The sequence below is a fragment of the Mesorhizobium sp. LSJC269B00 genome (genome assembly GCF_000502815.1).
Taxonomy (GTDB): Bacteria; Pseudomonadota; Alphaproteobacteria; order Rhizobiales; family Rhizobiaceae; genus Mesorhizobium.
In genome coordinates, this window is sequence record NZ_AYVN01000018.1 from 106,102 (window position 1) to 121,327 (window position 15,226).

General features: G+C 64.1%; 17 protein-coding genes and 1 pseudogene. 9 read left to right on the top strand and 9 right to left on the bottom strand.

Annotated elements, in window-relative coordinates; translation table 11 throughout:
* Positions 1-59: 59 nt before the first annotated feature.
* Positions 60-968 (bottom strand): PhzF family phenazine biosynthesis protein, encoded by a 909-nt coding sequence (locus X771_RS137385; protein ID WP_023690322.1) that lies wholly within the window; start codon positions 966-968, stop codon positions 60-62.
* A 113-nt stretch (positions 969-1,081) separates the two neighbouring features.
* On the opposite strand from X771_RS137385, the gene X771_RS137380 reads away from it, so the two are divergent.
* The 4 genes from X771_RS137380 (at position 1,082) to X771_RS137365 (ending at position 4,663) form a co-directional block, all read left to right on the top strand.
* The gene (locus X771_RS137380) at positions 1,082-2,368 is read left to right on the top strand and encodes an efflux RND transporter periplasmic adaptor subunit (RefSeq protein WP_023690323.1); all 1,287 of its coding nucleotides are present in this window, start codon (positions 1,082-1,084) and stop codon (positions 2,366-2,368) included.
* A gap of 4 nt (positions 2,369-2,372) precedes the next feature.
* Positions 2,373-3,077, top strand: a complete 705-nt coding sequence (locus X771_RS137375; protein WP_023685174.1) for an ABC transporter ATP-binding protein — start codon at positions 2,373-2,375, stop codon at positions 3,075-3,077.
* Positions 3,074-4,291 carry an ABC transporter permease gene (locus tag X771_RS137370; protein ID WP_023690324.1) on the top strand — a complete coding sequence of 406 codons (1,218 nt, stop codon included), beginning with the start codon at positions 3,074-3,076 and terminating at the stop codon, positions 4,289-4,291. Before X771_RS137375 ends, X771_RS137370 begins: the two co-directional genes overlap by 4 nt.
* A 129-nt stretch (positions 4,292-4,420) precedes the next feature.
* A complete protein-coding gene (locus tag X771_RS137365) occupies positions 4,421-4,663 on the top strand; it encodes a hypothetical protein (RefSeq protein WP_023690325.1) in 243 nt (80 codons plus the stop codon).
* On the opposite strand, the gene X771_RS137360 is transcribed toward X771_RS137365, so the two are convergent.
* Both X771_RS137360 and X771_RS137355 read right to left on the bottom strand, forming a co-directional pair.
* Positions 4,660-5,379 carry a hypothetical protein gene (locus X771_RS137360; RefSeq protein WP_023690326.1) on the bottom strand — a complete coding sequence of 240 codons (720 nt, stop codon included), beginning with the start codon at positions 5,377-5,379 and terminating at the stop codon, positions 4,660-4,662. The two genes, X771_RS137365 and X771_RS137360, sit on opposite strands and share 4 nt — an antisense overlap.
* 5 nt (positions 5,380-5,384) lie before the next feature.
* Complete coding sequence (locus X771_RS137355; RefSeq protein ID WP_023690327.1) at positions 5,385-6,497, bottom strand: endonuclease/exonuclease/phosphatase family protein; 1,113 nt, start codon at positions 6,495-6,497, stop codon at positions 5,385-5,387.
* A gap of 157 nt (positions 6,498-6,654) precedes the next feature.
* On the opposite strand from X771_RS137355, the gene X771_RS137350 reads away from it, so the two are divergent.
* Both X771_RS137350 and X771_RS137345 read left to right on the top strand, forming a co-directional pair.
* Positions 6,655-7,248, top strand: coding sequence for a BA14K family protein (locus X771_RS137350; protein ID WP_023690328.1), 594 nt, complete (start codon positions 6,655-6,657; stop codon positions 7,246-7,248).
* A gap of 166 nt (positions 7,249-7,414) precedes the next feature.
* A complete protein-coding gene (locus X771_RS137345) occupies positions 7,415-7,699 on the top strand; it encodes a PilZ domain-containing protein (protein WP_023685169.1) in 285 nt (94 codons plus the stop codon).
* 80 nt (positions 7,700-7,779) lie between these two features.
* Here X771_RS137345 and ilvC read toward each other — a convergent pair whose 3' ends face one another.
* The 3 genes from ilvC to X771_RS137330 form a co-directional block, all read right to left on the bottom strand.
* Positions 7,780-8,799 (bottom strand): ketol-acid reductoisomerase, encoded by a 1,020-nt coding sequence (ilvC, locus tag X771_RS137340; RefSeq protein ID WP_023690329.1) that lies wholly within the window; start codon positions 8,797-8,799, stop codon positions 7,780-7,782.
* Between the two features lie 23 nt (positions 8,800-8,822).
* Positions 8,823-9,476 carry a TetR/AcrR family transcriptional regulator gene (locus X771_RS137335; protein WP_023690330.1) on the bottom strand — a complete coding sequence of 218 codons (654 nt, stop codon included), beginning with the start codon at positions 9,474-9,476 and terminating at the stop codon, positions 8,823-8,825.
* 155 nt (positions 9,477-9,631) lie between these two features.
* Positions 9,632-10,090, bottom strand: a complete 459-nt coding sequence (locus tag X771_RS137330) for a MarR family transcriptional regulator (RefSeq protein ID WP_023690331.1) — start codon at positions 10,088-10,090, stop codon at positions 9,632-9,634.
* Between the two features lie 95 nt (positions 10,091-10,185).
* Here X771_RS137330 and X771_RS137325 point away from each other — a divergent pair, with 95 nt between their 5' ends.
* Together X771_RS137325 and X771_RS137320 are read left to right on the top strand one after the other, a co-directional pair.
* On the top strand, positions 10,186-10,491 hold the full coding sequence (locus X771_RS137325) for a Rieske (2Fe-2S) protein (RefSeq protein WP_023690332.1): 306 nt from the start codon (positions 10,186-10,188) through the stop codon (positions 10,489-10,491).
* 1 nt (position 10,492) lies between these two features.
* Positions 10,493-11,251 (top strand): glutathione S-transferase family protein, encoded by a 759-nt coding sequence (locus X771_RS137320; protein ID WP_023690333.1) that lies wholly within the window; start codon positions 10,493-10,495, stop codon positions 11,249-11,251.
* On the opposite strand, the pseudogene X771_RS137315 reads toward X771_RS137320, so the two are convergent.
* Together X771_RS137315 and X771_RS137310 are read right to left on the bottom strand one after the other, a co-directional pair.
* Positions 11,217-12,449, bottom strand: a pseudogene (locus X771_RS137315) (NAD(P)/FAD-dependent oxidoreductase); the annotation flags it as partial. The gene X771_RS137320 and the pseudogene X771_RS137315 sit on opposite strands and share 35 nt — an antisense overlap.
* 75 nt (positions 12,450-12,524) lie before the next feature.
* The gene (locus X771_RS137310; protein ID WP_023690335.1) at positions 12,525-12,932 is read right to left on the bottom strand and encodes a helix-turn-helix domain-containing protein; all 408 of its coding nucleotides are present in this window, start codon (positions 12,930-12,932) and stop codon (positions 12,525-12,527) included.
* Positions 12,933-13,070: 138 nt separating this feature from the next.
* Between X771_RS137310 and X771_RS137305 the strand changes: the two genes are divergently transcribed.
* The gene (locus X771_RS137305; protein WP_023690336.1) at positions 13,071-13,961 is read left to right on the top strand and encodes an SDR family oxidoreductase; all 891 of its coding nucleotides are present in this window, start codon (positions 13,071-13,073) and stop codon (positions 13,959-13,961) included.
* Between the two features lie 50 nt (positions 13,962-14,011).
* On the opposite strand, the gene X771_RS137300 is transcribed toward X771_RS137305, so the two are convergent.
* Complete coding sequence (locus X771_RS137300) at positions 14,012-15,052, bottom strand: aldehyde reductase (RefSeq protein WP_023690337.1); 1,041 nt, start codon at positions 15,050-15,052, stop codon at positions 14,012-14,014.
* Positions 15,053-15,226 lie beyond the last annotated feature (174 nt).

The following is a 15,226-nucleotide window of genomic DNA, read 5'->3' on the forward strand; positions in this document are numbered from 1 at the left end:
GGCAGGACAGAGGGGGGCGTGAAGGATCGCCGACAGCGACGATCTCAGCCACGGGCCACTCAAACGAACAGCTTGCCTTCCGCCACCTTTACCGCATGGCCGCCGATGCGCGCCGAGGCCAGTTTTCCGCCCTCGACAGTGAGTTCGAGCCGGATACGCGATGGCCGGCCCATCTCCAGCCCCTGCTCGATCCACAGCTGCGAAATGCCGTCGGTCGGGGCGTCGAAATGCATGATGGCGCCGGCAAAGGCCGCCGCCGCCGACCCGGTCGCCGGGTCTTCATAGGACGGCGTGCCCGGCACGATCATGCGGACATGGAAGGCGCTGTCATGGTGCACCGTCTGGCGGCAATAGACATACGGGCTGGCGAAGGCCCATTCGCTCTTGCGCGGCGCCAGTTCGGACCAGGCCTGGTTGTCGAGCTTGACCCGGGCCGCAGCCTCCAGATTGGCGACCGGGATGGTGACGTACGGCACGCCTGCCGACCAGAACGACACCAGGTGATTCTCGAAGCCGATCTCGTGCGGCGCCAGCCCGAGGGCGGCGCCGATCGCCTCCGGGTCGGCATCGAGCTTCAGCGGCTCCGGCAGCTTCGCCAGGTCGAACTCGGCAAAGGTGGCGCCATCGTGCCGGCTGACGGCGCAGCGCACCGGGCCGATATTCTCCTCCAGCACGAAGATGCCGGCTTCGCCCTCGCCTGTCAGTTCGGCCAGCGCGATCGCGGCGCCAACTGTCGGATGTCCGGCGAACGGCATCTCATAGTCGGGCGTGAAAATGCGGATGCGGTTGCGATGTTTTGGATTGTCCGGCGGCAGCACGAAGACCGATTCGGACAGGTTGAACTCGCGCGCAATGGCCTGCATGGCGGCTGTATCCAGCCCTTGGCTGTCGAGCACGACAGCCAGCGGATTGCCGGCCAGCCGCTCCGTCGTAAACACATCGTAGAGCAAGTAATTGCGGGTCTGCATCTTGAAAAACCTTCCGCCTCAATCCGAACATGGCCGAAATTTAATTTGATATTCGAACCACCAAGCCTGATCTGTGCACAACTAGGGACATTACGCTTTCATAGGGGTCCGGCGTGGACCAGCTTGTCAATCTGCCAAAGACGGAATCGGATTCCGCCATCGAGGCGGCGCTCGGGCTTGATCAGAGCGGCGTGCGCAAGACGCGCCGCCGGGGCTGGCTTTACGCGCTGCTGGCGCTGATCGCACTTGCCGCCGGGTTGGCTGGCTACCAGTGGTTTGCCGGCTCCCCGGCCAAGATCGACTACACCACCACGCCGGCTACCATTGCCGACCTCACCGTCGCGGTTTCGGCGACCGGCACGCTGCAGCCCCTCACCCAGGTCGACATTTCAAGCGAGCTGTCCGGTATCATCCGCTCGGTCTCGGCCGAAGAGAACCAGCAGGTCAAGAAGGGCGACGTGCTGGCGACGCTCGACACGGTGAAACTCGAGGTCCAGATCGAACGCGCCGAAGCCTCGGCCAAGGCCGCTGCCGCCAATGTCGAGGACGCCACGGTAACCCTGAAGGAGAACGAAAGCGCCCTCACCCGCGCGGCCGAACTGACCAGGCGTGGCATGGCGACCGATCAGTCGCTCGAGGCGGCGACTGCCACGCGCGACCGCTCCAAGGCGGCGCTCGATAGTGCGCAGGCCAATCTCGCCATCGCCCAGGCCGATCTCAAGGCGCAGCAGACCGACCTTGCCAAGAGCACCATCTATGCGCCGATTGACGGCATCGTCTTGACGCGTTCCGTCGACCCCGGCCAGACGGTCGCCTCCTCGCTGCAGGCGCCGGTTCTGTTCATCATCGCCGCCGATTTGAGGAACATGGAATTGGTGGCGGCGGTCGACGAGGCCGATATCGGCGCGGTCAAACCAGGCCAGCATGCACGCTTCACCGTCGATGCCTTTCCCGAGCGGCCGTTCGACGCCGAGATCCGCGACATCTCCTACGCCTCGGTCACCACCGACGGCGTCGTCACCTACAATGCACGGTTGGAAGTCGACAATAACGAGCTTTTGCTGCGGCCCGGCATGACCGCCACGGTTTCGGTCGTCACCAGGCAGGCCAAGGGCGTGCTCACCGTGCCTTCAACAGCGTTTCGCTATCGGCCATCGGCACCTGCTGCCCGCGCGTGGAGCCTCAGCGATCTGTTCACCGGCCGCATGGGCCGTGGCGGCAACCGCCGCCAGCCGGTGAAGGCGCCGACCGACGGCTCACGCACGCTCTATGTGCTGGAGAACGGGCGGCCGCACCCGGTCAACGTCAAGATCGGCTCCACCGACGGCGAACTGACCGAGATCACCTCCGGGCTGGACGAAGGTGCAGAGGTTATCACGGCCTCGCAGCTGCGGAGCTGACGCCATGGCCGCGGGCCTCATCGGTTTCGACACGGTCTGGAAGAGCTATGGCCAGGGCGAAGCCAAGGTCCATGCGCTGGCCGGCGTCGACCTCGCCATCCAGCGTGGCGAATTCGTCGCCATCATGGGCCCGTCCGGTTCGGGCAAATCGACTGCCATGAACATTATCGGCTGCCTCGACACGCCGACTGCCGGAACCTATTCCTTCATGGGCATCGATGCCGGCCGGCTCGACCGCAACCGTCGCGCGCTTCTGCGCAATCTCTATATCGGCTTCGTCTTCCAGGGCTACAATCTGTTGCCGCGCACCACGGCGGCGGAAAATGTCGAGCTGCCGCTGATCTATCGCGGCGCTCCTGCCCGCGAGCGCCGCGATCTCGCCATGCAGGCGCTGGCCGAGGTCGGCCTGGTCGGGCGCGAGCACCACACGCCTGCCGAACTCTCCGGTGGTCAGCAGCAGCGCGTGGCGATCGCGCGCGCCATCGTCACCAGGCCGACGCTGCTCGTCGCCGACGAGCCGACCGGCAATCTCGACACCGCCCGCACGCATGAGATCATGGAACTGTTGACGCGGCTGAACCGCGAGCTTGGCCTGACCATCGCCATGGTCACCCACGAGGCCGATGTGGCCGATTATGCCGAGCGCACCATCCGCTTCCTCGACGGCCACGTCGCGTCCGACACGGCCAAGTCGGAGTTGGCGTCATGATCTGGGAAACCGTCCGCCTCTCTCTGCGCTCCATCCGCCGCAATGTGCTGCGCTCGTTCCTGACGCTGCTCGGCATCGTCATCGGTGTCGCCGCCGTCATCGCCATGCTGACCATCGGTTCGGGCACCACGGCCAAGGTCAAGTCGGACATCGCCAAGCTCGGCTCGAACCTGCTCGTCGTCCGTTCCGGCCGCCCGGCAGGCACCGGCGGACCAGGCGGGCTCGACCAGGCGGTACGGCCTCTGGCCGACAAGGATGTAGCCGCCCTCGTCGCGCATCTGGCCGGGGCGCGCGCCATTGCGCCGGCGTCGCAGAAACAAGTCCGCGTCATTTTCGGCACCGAGAGCCTGACCTCGGGCGTCACCGGCACCGACAGCGCCTATCTCGACGCCCGCGACTGGAAGCTGGTGTCGGGCCGCCCATTCAGCGACTCGGAGACACGCTCGGGCACCGGCGTCTGCCTGATCGGCGAGACGGTGCGCCAGCAATTCTTCGGGGCCGGCGAACCCGAGGGCGAGATCATCCGCGTCAACCGCACCTCGTGCAAGATCATCGGCCTGCTCGAACCCAAGGGCTATACCGGCTTCGGCCAGGACCAGGACAATGTCGTCTTGATGCCGCTTGCCGCCTATCAGCGCCGCATCGCCGGCAACCGCGACATCGACAACATCTACGTCGCCGCCGACGACCGCACCCCGACCACCGAATTGCAGCCGCGAGTCGAGGACATTTTGCGCGACACCCGCCGCATCACGCCGGACCGCGAAGACGATTTCTCGATCCGCGACATGACCCAGATCGCCGACGCCATGGCCAGCGCCACCACCACCATGACCGGCATGCTGGGCGCCGTCGCGGGCGTCAGCCTGCTGGTCGGCGGCATCGGGATCATGAACATCATGCTGGTCTCGGTCACTGAGCGCACCCGCGAGATCGGCATCAGGCTCGCCATCGGCGCGCATGAAAAGCACATCCTCATCCAGTTCCTGGTCGAGGCGACGGTGCTGTCGCTGCTCGGCGGCATTATCGGCATCCTGATCGGCCTGGCGCTGGCCGGCCTCGCCTCGGCAACGCTGGCCATACCGTTTGCGCCGAGCCCGGCGGTCATCCTGCTCGCCGTCGGTTTTTCGGCGCTGGTCGGCATGGTGTTCGGCTTCTTCCCGGCGCTGCGCGGCGCCAGGCTCGACCCGATCGACGCGCTGCGCCACGAATAAGCGCCAGATCAGCTCCACCGCAACCAACCGCTATCCACAAGGATGGGTGCTTGTCGACATCGGCAATACTTGTTGTCATCCGGTCTGCGATGCTAATTTTAGAGCAAAGCATCTGGTCAAGGAGTTGCAATGAGCAAGAAGGCGCGGCTGATTCTGACGATGGTGATCATCGAAGGCGCCCTTGCGGGACTTTGGTGGTATCTCGCCCGCTACGGCATGGCCAATCCCGATCGTGTCACCGCCGATTTTCAGGCAGTCGTCGGCCAGACGATGGGCATGGTCATGGGTGGATTGCTGGGCATCGGCGTTATCCTGTTCCTCGTCGCCGCCCGCAACGACCGCAAGGCGGCGCAGAACAATCCGCGCCGTTAGCCCCCGCCACCGCCAAAATGCCACTCGACCAGCGGCTTCATATGCGGTGCCAGCCCTTCCGGCAGGTCGGCGGCGTGGCGGATGATCACCGGCCCCTCGATCTCCGGCTCGGTCTCGGTCGCGACGAAGGCGCCGATGCGCCGCGCAATCTCGTCGGCCGGCGCATCGACGTGGTAGCGGCGGAAGAGGACCGTGCCGGTCGAAGTCGACAGCGCATGGTAGCGCCTGCCGCGCGCAGCGCCTGTCAGGTCAAGCCCGGTCTCCTCGCGCACTTCGCGGATCATGTTGAAATCGACATCGACGCGGCCATCGCGAAAATCCATCGGCTCGAAAGAGCCGGCAGCGAAGTAGACACTGCCGGCCGGGACCGTGTGCGCGCCCATGCGGATCGCCACCAGGGCGTTGTCGCCGGCGACCAGCATGGCGTGGCCATAGGCATGCTCGGCGCCCGTCCCCTGCCGGTTCTTTCGCCACAGCAGGAAGGTCGAGTACTTCACCGCGTGACAACGCCCGACGATCCGGTTGTCGCGCCAGGCGAGCGCCGAGAGCAGCACCACCGTGCCGTCGAACAACGCCGGATTGGCCGTGACCTCGCGCCGCCAGTTGTCAGTGATCGCCTGCGCGTTGTCGCGCTCGAACGGATGCGGGCCGGGGTCGAGCCGGACGTCGATTTCGTCGACGGGCAGGATGACGTTGCGCGGCAGGTCGAAGCTCACCGTGCTCAAGCCATGTCCAGGGTAATTGCGACGGGACAATGATCCGACGCCTTCGGCCGGTCCCAGCCGGCGCGCGGAAAGCGCTCCACCGCCTGTCCCGCCGGAAAGATGGTGCGCCAGGGCTGGCCGTTGCGGATGATGTCGGGAACCGCCGTCGCATTCTTCGCCGCCAGCCCTTTCGACAGCAGGATGTAGTCGAGCTGGCACAGATGCCGCTCCTTCGGCCCGCGCGTGTGGTAGAAACTCCAGCGGTCCATCTCCGGCCGGCGTTCGACGACATTTTCGCAAAAGCCGCCGGCGGTGAGCACATCGATACAGGACTGGCTCTCGTCGATCACCTGGAAGCGGTAGCCGTCGACAGCGTCGCCCTCGATCTTCACCCGCTGGCGGTAGTCGTTCATGTCGCCGCAGATCGCCCAGTTTTTGTCGGCTGCGTGCTCTTTGCCGAAGCGCTCCTCGATGATGCGGCGCACGGCTTGCGCCTCGGCGATGCGCACCGGCATCGTCGCCTCGCGTCCGTCGAGCCCGTTGCGCGGCGAGCCCATCGATTTGAAATGGACGAGATAAAGCGTCAGCGGCACGCCGCCGACCTTGATGTCGACCTCCAGGCAGTCGCGCCGGAAGATGCGTTCATTGGCCAGGTTGCCGAGCGCCTCGAGTTCAGGCGTGTGCAATCCGAACTGCTCGAAGGTGACATAGGCATGGCTCGTCATGCGCACGAACTCGATCGGCTGACCTTGCGCGGTCTCGTTGCGCATCATCAAGGCAACGTCGATGCCGCGCGAATCATTGCCGGCGGTGGTGTATTTCTGCCGGTAACCCTCGCCCACCATCTTGAAGAGATAGCCGTACTCGAAGGCCTTCAGCGCCTCGATGTTGTCGACCTCCTGCATGCAGATGATGTCCGCACGGGTGGCGGCAATGGCGAGCGCGGTCAACTGGCGCGTATCGTCGGATTGCGCGATGGCGCGCGCCTGCTCCAGCATCCGGTATTCGGCTTCGCTCTGGATGTCGAAAAGCGCCAGCGTGCGGTCTTCGTTGAGCTGGTTGCGGAAGCCCGAGTAATCGAACCTGTTCATCAGGTTTTCGACATTGAAAGTGGCGAGGCGCAGCGACATGGACTGACCTTTGCCTGCAAGCGCCAATGAAAACAAGGGCTGCTCGTCATGGCTGATGGAACCTTTCTGTTCATCCTCCGTTCAGACGCCAAGGTCCATCAATAGGCCACTTCCCTGGGGTATCCGGGCGTGGGGCCTGTATCACTTGGAGAGTGCAATGAGCTCGCTCTTTTCGTCCACAGTCAAATCCGGGCTGTTAGCGCTCGGTCTTTTCTCGGGTCTCACGGCGCCATCCGCCGCGGGCCCGATCCTGCAGCCGGACTTGTCGGTGCCGGCAAGCACCGCATTGTCTGACATCACACCGGTTCGCGACAGCTGGGCGGGCGGCAATGACCGCCGCTCCTTCAACGATTGGCAGTGGCGCCGCCACGACAGCCGTCGCTTTGCCGGGTCAGGCAACTGGAACAACGGCAATTGGAATGGCGGCAACTGGAACGGCGGCGACAACTGGCGCTGGCGCCATCACCGCCACCATCGCGGCCGTGATTTTGACACCGGCGCCGCAGCAGTTCTCGGCCTCGGCCTGGGTCTCGGCCTCGGCAGCATCTACAACAACGGCTACTACAACAACGGCTATTACAATGACGGCTACTACGTGCAGCCGGCGCCCCGCCGCTATTACCGCACGCAGCGTCTGTCCAGCGCCCATGTCCAGTGGTGCTACGACCGCTATCGGTCCTACCGGGCCTGGGACAACACGTTCCAGCCCTATGGTGGCCCGCGCCAGCAATGCTGGTCGCCCTACAGCTGACCTATAAACGACAATAAACGACGGCGCCGCCCCATCGCGGCGCCGTTTTCATTGGGAAAGACGGCTGGTCTCGGTCACCGCTAACCATATGTTTATCGGCTCAGCCTATCCGTGATATCGTGCCCCATCTGACGATCGCGCCGATCCGGTCGCGAAGGACGCCGTCATGGCCGACAACGAATTGCGAAACAAACACCGGCAGCGCGTGCTGAAGGGCGCGACGATTCTGACCGGCCTCACCAATTCCGAGGTCAAGTGCACGGTCCGCAACATGCATGCCGGCGGCGCCGAACTGAAAGTCTCGATAGACGCGCGCGTGCCGGACGAGTTCCTGCTCTATGTGCCTGTCGACGGCATCGGCTACAAGGCCATCGTGCGCTGGCGCCGCGACGACCGCATCGGCGTCGAGTTCACCGGCACCGAGCCGAAGCCGCATTGGCACTATGGCTGATTATCCTGATCGATAAACCGGCATCAAAAGCCGGCGGATCGCTCCGCCGGCTCTTTGCTCCCAATCCCGACGACTGCGGGTTAGTTCTTGGCCTTGTCGACCAGCTTGTTCTTGGAAATCCAGGGCATCATGGCGCGCAGCTTGGCGCCGACTTCCTCGATCTGGTGGCTGTCATTGTTGCGGCGGATGCCCTTGAAGCGCGACATGCCGGCGCGGTATTCCTGCATCCACTCCGAGGTGAATTTTCCGGTCTGGATGTCCTTCAGCACGCGCTTCATCTCGGCCTTGGTCTCGGCGGTGATAATGCGCGGGCCAGAGACATATTCGCCCCATTCGGCTGTGTTCGAGATCGAGTAGTTCATGTTGGCGATGCCCCCTTCATAGATCAGGTCGACGATCAGCTTGACCTCGTGCAGGCACTCGAAATAGGCCATTTCGGGCGCATAGCCGGCTTCCACCAGCGTCTCGAAACCGGCGCGGATCAGTTCGACCAGGCCGCCGCAGAGCACGACCTGCTCGCCGAATAGATCGGTCTCGCATTCCTCGCGGAAATTGGTCTCGATGATGCCCGAACGGCCGCCGCCGACGCCGCAGGCGTAGGACAGAGCGAGATCGAGCGCATTGCCGGAAGCATCCTGGTTGACGGCGACCAGGCACGGCACGCCGCCGCCCTTCTGGTATTCGCCGCGCACTGTGTGGCCGGGGCCTTTCGGCGCGATCATGACGACATCGACGGTCGACTTCGGCTCGATGAGGCCGAAATGCACGTTGAGGCCGTGCGCGAAGGCAATCACGGCGCCGTCACGAATGTTTGGCGCGATTTCGTTTTTGTAGATGTCGGCCTGCAATTCGTCAGGCGTCGCCATCATCATCAAATCGGCCCATTTGGCAGCGTCCGCCACGCTCATCACTTTCAGGCCATCAGCCTCGACCTTCTTGGCGGTCGCCGATCCCGCCTTGAGGCCGATGGCGATTTCCTTGGCGCCGGAATCCTTGAGGTTGAGCGCGTGCGCCCGGCCTTGGCTGCCATAGCCGATAATGGCGACCTTCTTGCCCTTGATCAGATTGAGATCGGCGTCGCGATCGTAATAGACACGCATCTTTTGCTTCCTTCCCACAGAGATTAGAGGCCTTGCGGCCCGGTTTTTGCTCCGTAAAGAGCGAGAAACTGCTGCGTCGCCCGGGCGGCATCGCCGCCGATCGCCGCTTCAGTCAATTCCAGCCTGTCGCCGAGCAGCAGACGGATCTGCACGTCGCGGGCGACCAGCCCGAAAAAGGTCCGGAACGCCATTTCGGCGTCCGTAAAGTCGAGCAGCCCGGCCTGCTTGCCGGCAAGCAGCACCGGCTTCAACCGTCTGGCCAGCGCGAAACGGCCATTCTCCAGCACGATCGCGCCGAGATCGTCCTTTCCGGATCCGGCATGGCCGACCGCGACGCGGTTCAGCGCGATCGAGGTATCGCTCGAAATCACCTTTAGCCAGTCCGAGGCGAAGCCTTCCAGGCTTGCCGTCATCGAGGCAAGATCGAGCCGCTCACCGTCGACCGGCACCACGCGCACTTTCGATGCCTGCCACTGCACGGTCGCCGTCAGCAATCCGTCGCGGTCGCCGAACCATTTGTAGAGCGTTTCCTTCGAGCAGCTGGCGCGCCGCGCCACCGCCGTCATGGTCAGATTGTCGCCCTCCTCGACCAGCAGCCGCAAAGCCGCGTCCAGGACGGCCGTTTGCCGCTCTGTCAGCACTTCGCTGGTATCGATCTCGGCACTCGCCTGCAACAATTTCCTGCCCATTCGATGAGGTCGCCGGGTCGCCTCAAACGGCGTACCGTACGTTACGGTTCGGCATATTGCGCAATCCTGTGCTCGACGCAAGGGGTTAGGTAGAAAAATCGTCGAGGTGAGAGCCGCCGAGCAAACCACGAGATTCTGACGGATCAATCATCGGCGGGCGGATGGCGCAGCTCTCCAAGCAGGCTCGCCAGTATCTTCAGCTCCTCCGCGGAGAGTTTTGCGCCGACCAATTCCGCAATCGACCGTCCATAGACAGCCCACATCCGTCGCCGCGTCTGACGGCCCTTGGCCGAGATGCGGATGGTCTGGCCGCGGCCGTCATCGGCAACCCTGAGTTTCTCGACCAGTCCTTCGGCCTCGAGCCGCGCCAGAAGCCGCGAGATGTTATACTGCGCAAACAGTGTGCGCTCGGTCAGCTGGAATGGCCGCAGCCCGCCCTCACCCGCCTCGGCGAGTTCATGCAGCACGTCATACCAGTCGAGCGGCGGCAAGCCGCTGGTCTTCAAAGCCTCTTCCGCCTTTTCGATGAGCTGGCGCGAAACCCGCATCAGGCGGGCCCAGGCCTTGACGGCTTCGGGCGAAGGCGTGGTTGTTTTGGTCATGACCCATCCTAGGCGATAGATGCAGTTGCATCAAGCTTGACGATCGATGCACTTGCATCTATATGCATGCAATTGCATCAATCCGGGAAAGATCCATGAAACACGAAATCTGCAAAGTCGCCGACGTCCCGCAGACGGGCAGCCTGATCGCGCCATTCTTCGGCCGCGAGGTCCATATTTGGCGCAGCGGTGAGCGCATCCGCGCCGCCGCCAATGTCTGCCTGCATTTCGGCGGGCCGCTCGACTGCAAGGACGGCAAGCTGGTCTGCCAATGGCACGGCGCCGCCTTCGACATGACATCAGGCGACCGGATCGAAGGTCCGGCGCCAAAAGCGTCGCGACTGATGTTCCTGTCGACGCGCGTCGAGGACGGCGCGTTGAACTATGTCTGGGGAGAGTGACATGCCTGAGAAGAATGAAATGCCTGAGAAGAATGAAATGACTGGCAAGCTCATTCTCGTCAGCCATCATCTATGCCCCTATGTGCAGCGCGCGGCGATCTCGCTGGCCGAGAAAGGCGTGCCGTTTGAGCGTGTCACCATCGACCTCACCAACAAGCCGGACTGGTTCAAGGCGATTTCGCCGCTGGGCAAGGTGCCGCTGCTGATCGTCCAGGCAAATGGCGAGGAGACGGTGATCTTCGAATCCGCCGTCATTCTCGAATTCCTCGAGGAGACGCAAGCCAATCCTCTGCATCCGGCCGACGCCTACGCCCGCGCCAGGCATCGCGCCTGGATCGAGTTCGGCTCGGCGACATTGAACGCCATCGGCCGGTTCTACTCGGCTTCGACGGAGGCCGCCTTCCTGGCAGAGTCCACGGCACTTTCGGCCATGTTCGATCGTCTGGAGGACGAACTGGCCGACCAGGCCGGACCGTGGTTCAACGGCGAGCGCTTTTGCCTCGTCGACGCCGTCTACGGCCCGGTCTTCCGCTATCTCGACGCCTTCGACCGGATCGGCAATTTCGGCATTCTGGACGGCAGGCCATTGGTCCAGGCCTGGCGCAAGGCGTTGAGCGAACGCGCCTCGATCAAGGGTGCCGTGGCGCCGGACTATCCGCAGCGGCTGCGTCTATTCCTGCGTGCGAGAAATTCGCTTCTCTCGACCCTGATCCCGCCGGATGATCTGGCCAGTGCACCTCCTCTAGCCCGATCCGCCTGAACGGATCGATCAGCGTGCCGGCCACCATCGAGGCAAGCACGCTTGGCACTGGCGGGATTTTGGCGATGGTTGCCACCAGCCTGTCGCGGAAGAAGGGCAGCATCGTGCCGTCCGACTGGTAGAACGGCGTCAGCGCCAGCGACAGCAGCTGGAAGATTCGGACATGCCATCGCCGCGCCCGGGCGTAGCTTTCCAGCGCTGCCTCGACGTTGCCCGTTTGTGCCAAGGCATGGCTGAGTGCTGCCGCGTCGAGCAGCGCCATGTTGGCGCCTTGCCCGAGCTGCGGGCTGGTCGAATGCGCGGCATCGCCGATCACGGCCAGCCTGCGGCCGGCCGGCAGCTTCATCGTGTGGTGGCCGTAGCGCGCCAGCGACAGCTGGTCGAAACTGTCGATCTGGCTGGTGAACGCCTCGCATTGCGGCCACAGCGAGACCAGTCTCGCCTTCCAGGCGTCGAGCCCTGCCGCGCGCACGTTTTCGGCATCCGCCGGCTTCAGGCTCCAGAAGAACGCCGCCATCTTTTCCCCGCCCGGTTCCGGTCGGCCGATCGGCAGGACGCCGATCATCACGCTGGCCTTGTCGTAGCGCTGCAGCAGCGCATTTTCGTCGAAGCCTTGGCGCCAGCCGAGCGAGGCCCAGAACGCGCCGTAAGTGAGCTGCCGCGGCTGGGCCGGATCGTTGAGGCACCGGCGCAGCTTCGAACGCGAGCCGCTGGCGTCGACCACGAGGTCGAACGGCCCTGCTCCGCGGCCCCCCACCGTTCGGCTCTTGTCGAAGATCAGGATCGCCCGCTCACCGACGTCCAGCGCCTCGATCTCGACACCGGTTTCGATGGCGATACATTGGCGCTGCGCGGCGCGAAACAACACGTTGAACAACGCCGCCCGGTGCACCGCCAGCCCGAAACGGCCGCCAGGCTGCGCATCGTAGCGCACGGCGAGCACGGTGCGGCCGGTCGAGGCATCGGCGCCATGCAGACGCTCGATGCGGCTCCCCAGCGCCAGAATGTCGTCGAGCAGGCCGAGATCTGCGAGCACGCTCAGCCCGGTCGGCTGCAGGATCAGTCCGGAACCGACGGGCTTGGGTTCCTCGAAACGTTCGAAGATGGTGACGTTGTGGCCCGCGCGCTTGAGATAGAGCGCGGTGGCGAGCCCCGCCGGGCCGGCGCCCGCAATCGCGATGTCGAGAGATTTTTCCATTGCCCGCCCAACCACTGGCCGGACAATCCTTCAGCGCCATTGTCAAATCAAGCCGTTGCTGCATGGACCAAAATATCAGCCACCGGCGTCGAAGGCAGCGCGCGCCTTGCGCACCGCACCATGGTTGAGTTCGGCCCACAGGATCAATTGATGCAAGGCGCCGAACATCGAACGGCCGAGATCGGTCAGGCTGTATTCGACGCTTGGCGGCTTGGTCGGGAACACTTCGCGATGAACAAAACCGTCGCGCTGCAGATCGTGGAGCGTCTGGGTGAGCATGCGCTGCGAGATGTCGGGCACCAGGCGCCGCAACTCGCCGAAACGATAGGGCTGCTCTGCGAGCGCCGCCATCAGCAGCGAACTCCATTTGCCGTTCACGCCCTGCATCACGTCGCGAACCGGGCAATCGGCAATGTTTGCGCCATCGCTGGTGGCTTTGAATATATTGAGCTTGGTTCTCAGATTGACGACCTTGCCGTCCATGGCTGCTGGTTCCCTGGCGGTGCCTACCTCCCTAAAAACTGCCTTCTTTACGGTGACCGGTCAATTCTTATTTTAGTGCTGGTCTCTTTTTGAGACTGTCAGAAGCACCCGCCACCCGGCGCAATTTCAGGATCCCCCATGACCGCAACCCTTCTCGTCACCGGCGCTTCCGGCCAGCTTGGCCGCGGCGTCATCAACCACCTGCTGGACACATTAAAGATCCCCGCAAACCGCATCATCGCCACCACCCGTACACCCGCCAACCTTGCCGATCTGGCGGTGCGCGGCGTCGTCGTCAGAGCCGCTGACTTCAACGACCCGCAATCGCTTGCCGAGGCCTTCGCGGGAGCCGACCGGGCACTCGTCATCTCGACCAACGAACTTGAGGTACAGGGGAAGCGGCGCGAGCAGCAGCTTGCGGCGGTGACGGCGGCCAAACAGGCTGGCGTCGGCCACCTGCTGTACACCTCGATGCCCAAACCCGAGCCTGGTTCGCCGGTTGTTTTCGCGCCCGACCACTACGACACCGAACAGGCGATCAAGGCGAGCGGGATCCCCTACACGATATTCCGCAATGGCTGGTATAACGAGAACCTGTTCATGGCGTTGCCGCAGGTTCTGGCGTCGGGTCAGTGGTACACCTCCGCCGGCGACGGCGCCATTTCCTACGGCACGCGTGACGATTTCGCGGCGGCGATCGCAGCGGGGCTCGCCTCGGACAGCAGCGAAAGCGCGACTTACACGCTCACCGGCCCCAGTGCGTATACGGCTGCCGAAGTGGCGGCGTTGGTCACCGAGGTCACCAGCAAGCCGATCAAGGTCATCCAGCTTTCCGACGAAGCCCTGACCGAGGGAATGAAGTCGGCCGGCCTGCCTGAACCCTTCGCCAAGGTGCTGGTTTCATTCGACGCCGCCGCCCGCGCCGGTGACCTCGGCATGTTGACCGACGCGGTCGAAAAACTCTCCGGCCGAAAGTCGGTGCCGCTGAAGCAGTTTCTGGAGACGAACAAGGCTGCACTGGCCGGCTGAAAGCTGCCATTGCGGGACGCCGAGCCCTTAAGGTCCGGCCTCCCGCACAATTACTTACGTCGCTTGACCAGTCCCAGCCGGATCAGGCTTTCGCCCGTGGCAATCAAAGCATCTTCGCGCGAGCGTGGCGCCCAGCCGAGCACGCGCACCGCCTTGGCGTTGGTGGCGTTCTTGATCTTGCCCAGTTCCGTTGCGAGTTGTGCCGCTTCCGGATTGAACAGCCCGATGATGCGCACCAGCCAATCGGGAAACTCCCGCGTCGAGACGCGCGACGCCGCCGGCCCGAGCCGCGTCTTCAGGGTCTGCGCGATCTCGCGCACCATCATGAAATCGCCGGCGACAGCCAGGAACCGTTCGCCCTTGGCGGCGGGGTGGGTCATGGCGCGAACATGCAGATCCGCCACGTCGCGCGCATCGACGACGCCGAAGGACAGGCGCGGCAGCCCAGGCACGGCGCCGTTCAGCATGCGCTGGACAAATTCGGTCGAGGTCGAATGGTCCGCGCCGAGCACCGGTCCAAAGATGCCAACGGGATTGACGACCGCAAGCTCCAGCGCGCCGCTCTGCTCGGCGATGAAATCCCAGGCCGCGCGCTCGGCGAGCGTCTTGGACTTCACATAGGCGCTGACCTTGCCTGCCGGATCGGTCCAGTTTTCCTCGTTGAAAGGCTGCCCATCCGCGCGCATCTTGCCATAGCCGACGGCCGCGAAGGATGAGGTGAGCACGACGCGCCTGACCCCGGCATCCCGCGCCGCCCGCAGCACGCGCAACGCGCCCTCGCGCGCCGGAAGGATCAGGTCATCCTCATGCGTGGGCACGCCGGGCGGAAAAGGCGATGCGACATGCAGCACGTAATCGCAGCCGGCCACCGCCGCCGGCCAGCCTGCGTCGGCCATCAGATCGGCATGGGCGAATGAAAGGGCGTCACCGGGCTCCGTGCCACCTGCCTTGAGCATGGCGAGCACATCGGCTTCGCGCCTGGCCGATCGCACGGAGGTGCGGACGCGGTAGCCGGCCTTCAACAGTTCGAGGATGCAGTGAGCGCCGAGGAAGCCGGACCCGCCGGTGACCAGCACCAATTCGCCGCTCATATTAGCCTCCTCGACGATTTATCCCTTCGAGACCCCTTAGATCGCCACCTGCGTGCCGATCTCGACCACACGTCCGGTCGGGATCTGGAAATACTCCGTCGCATCGGCCGCCGAGCGGGCGAGCCCGATGAACAGCTTGTCCTGCCACACCGGCATGCCGGAATTGGGCGATGC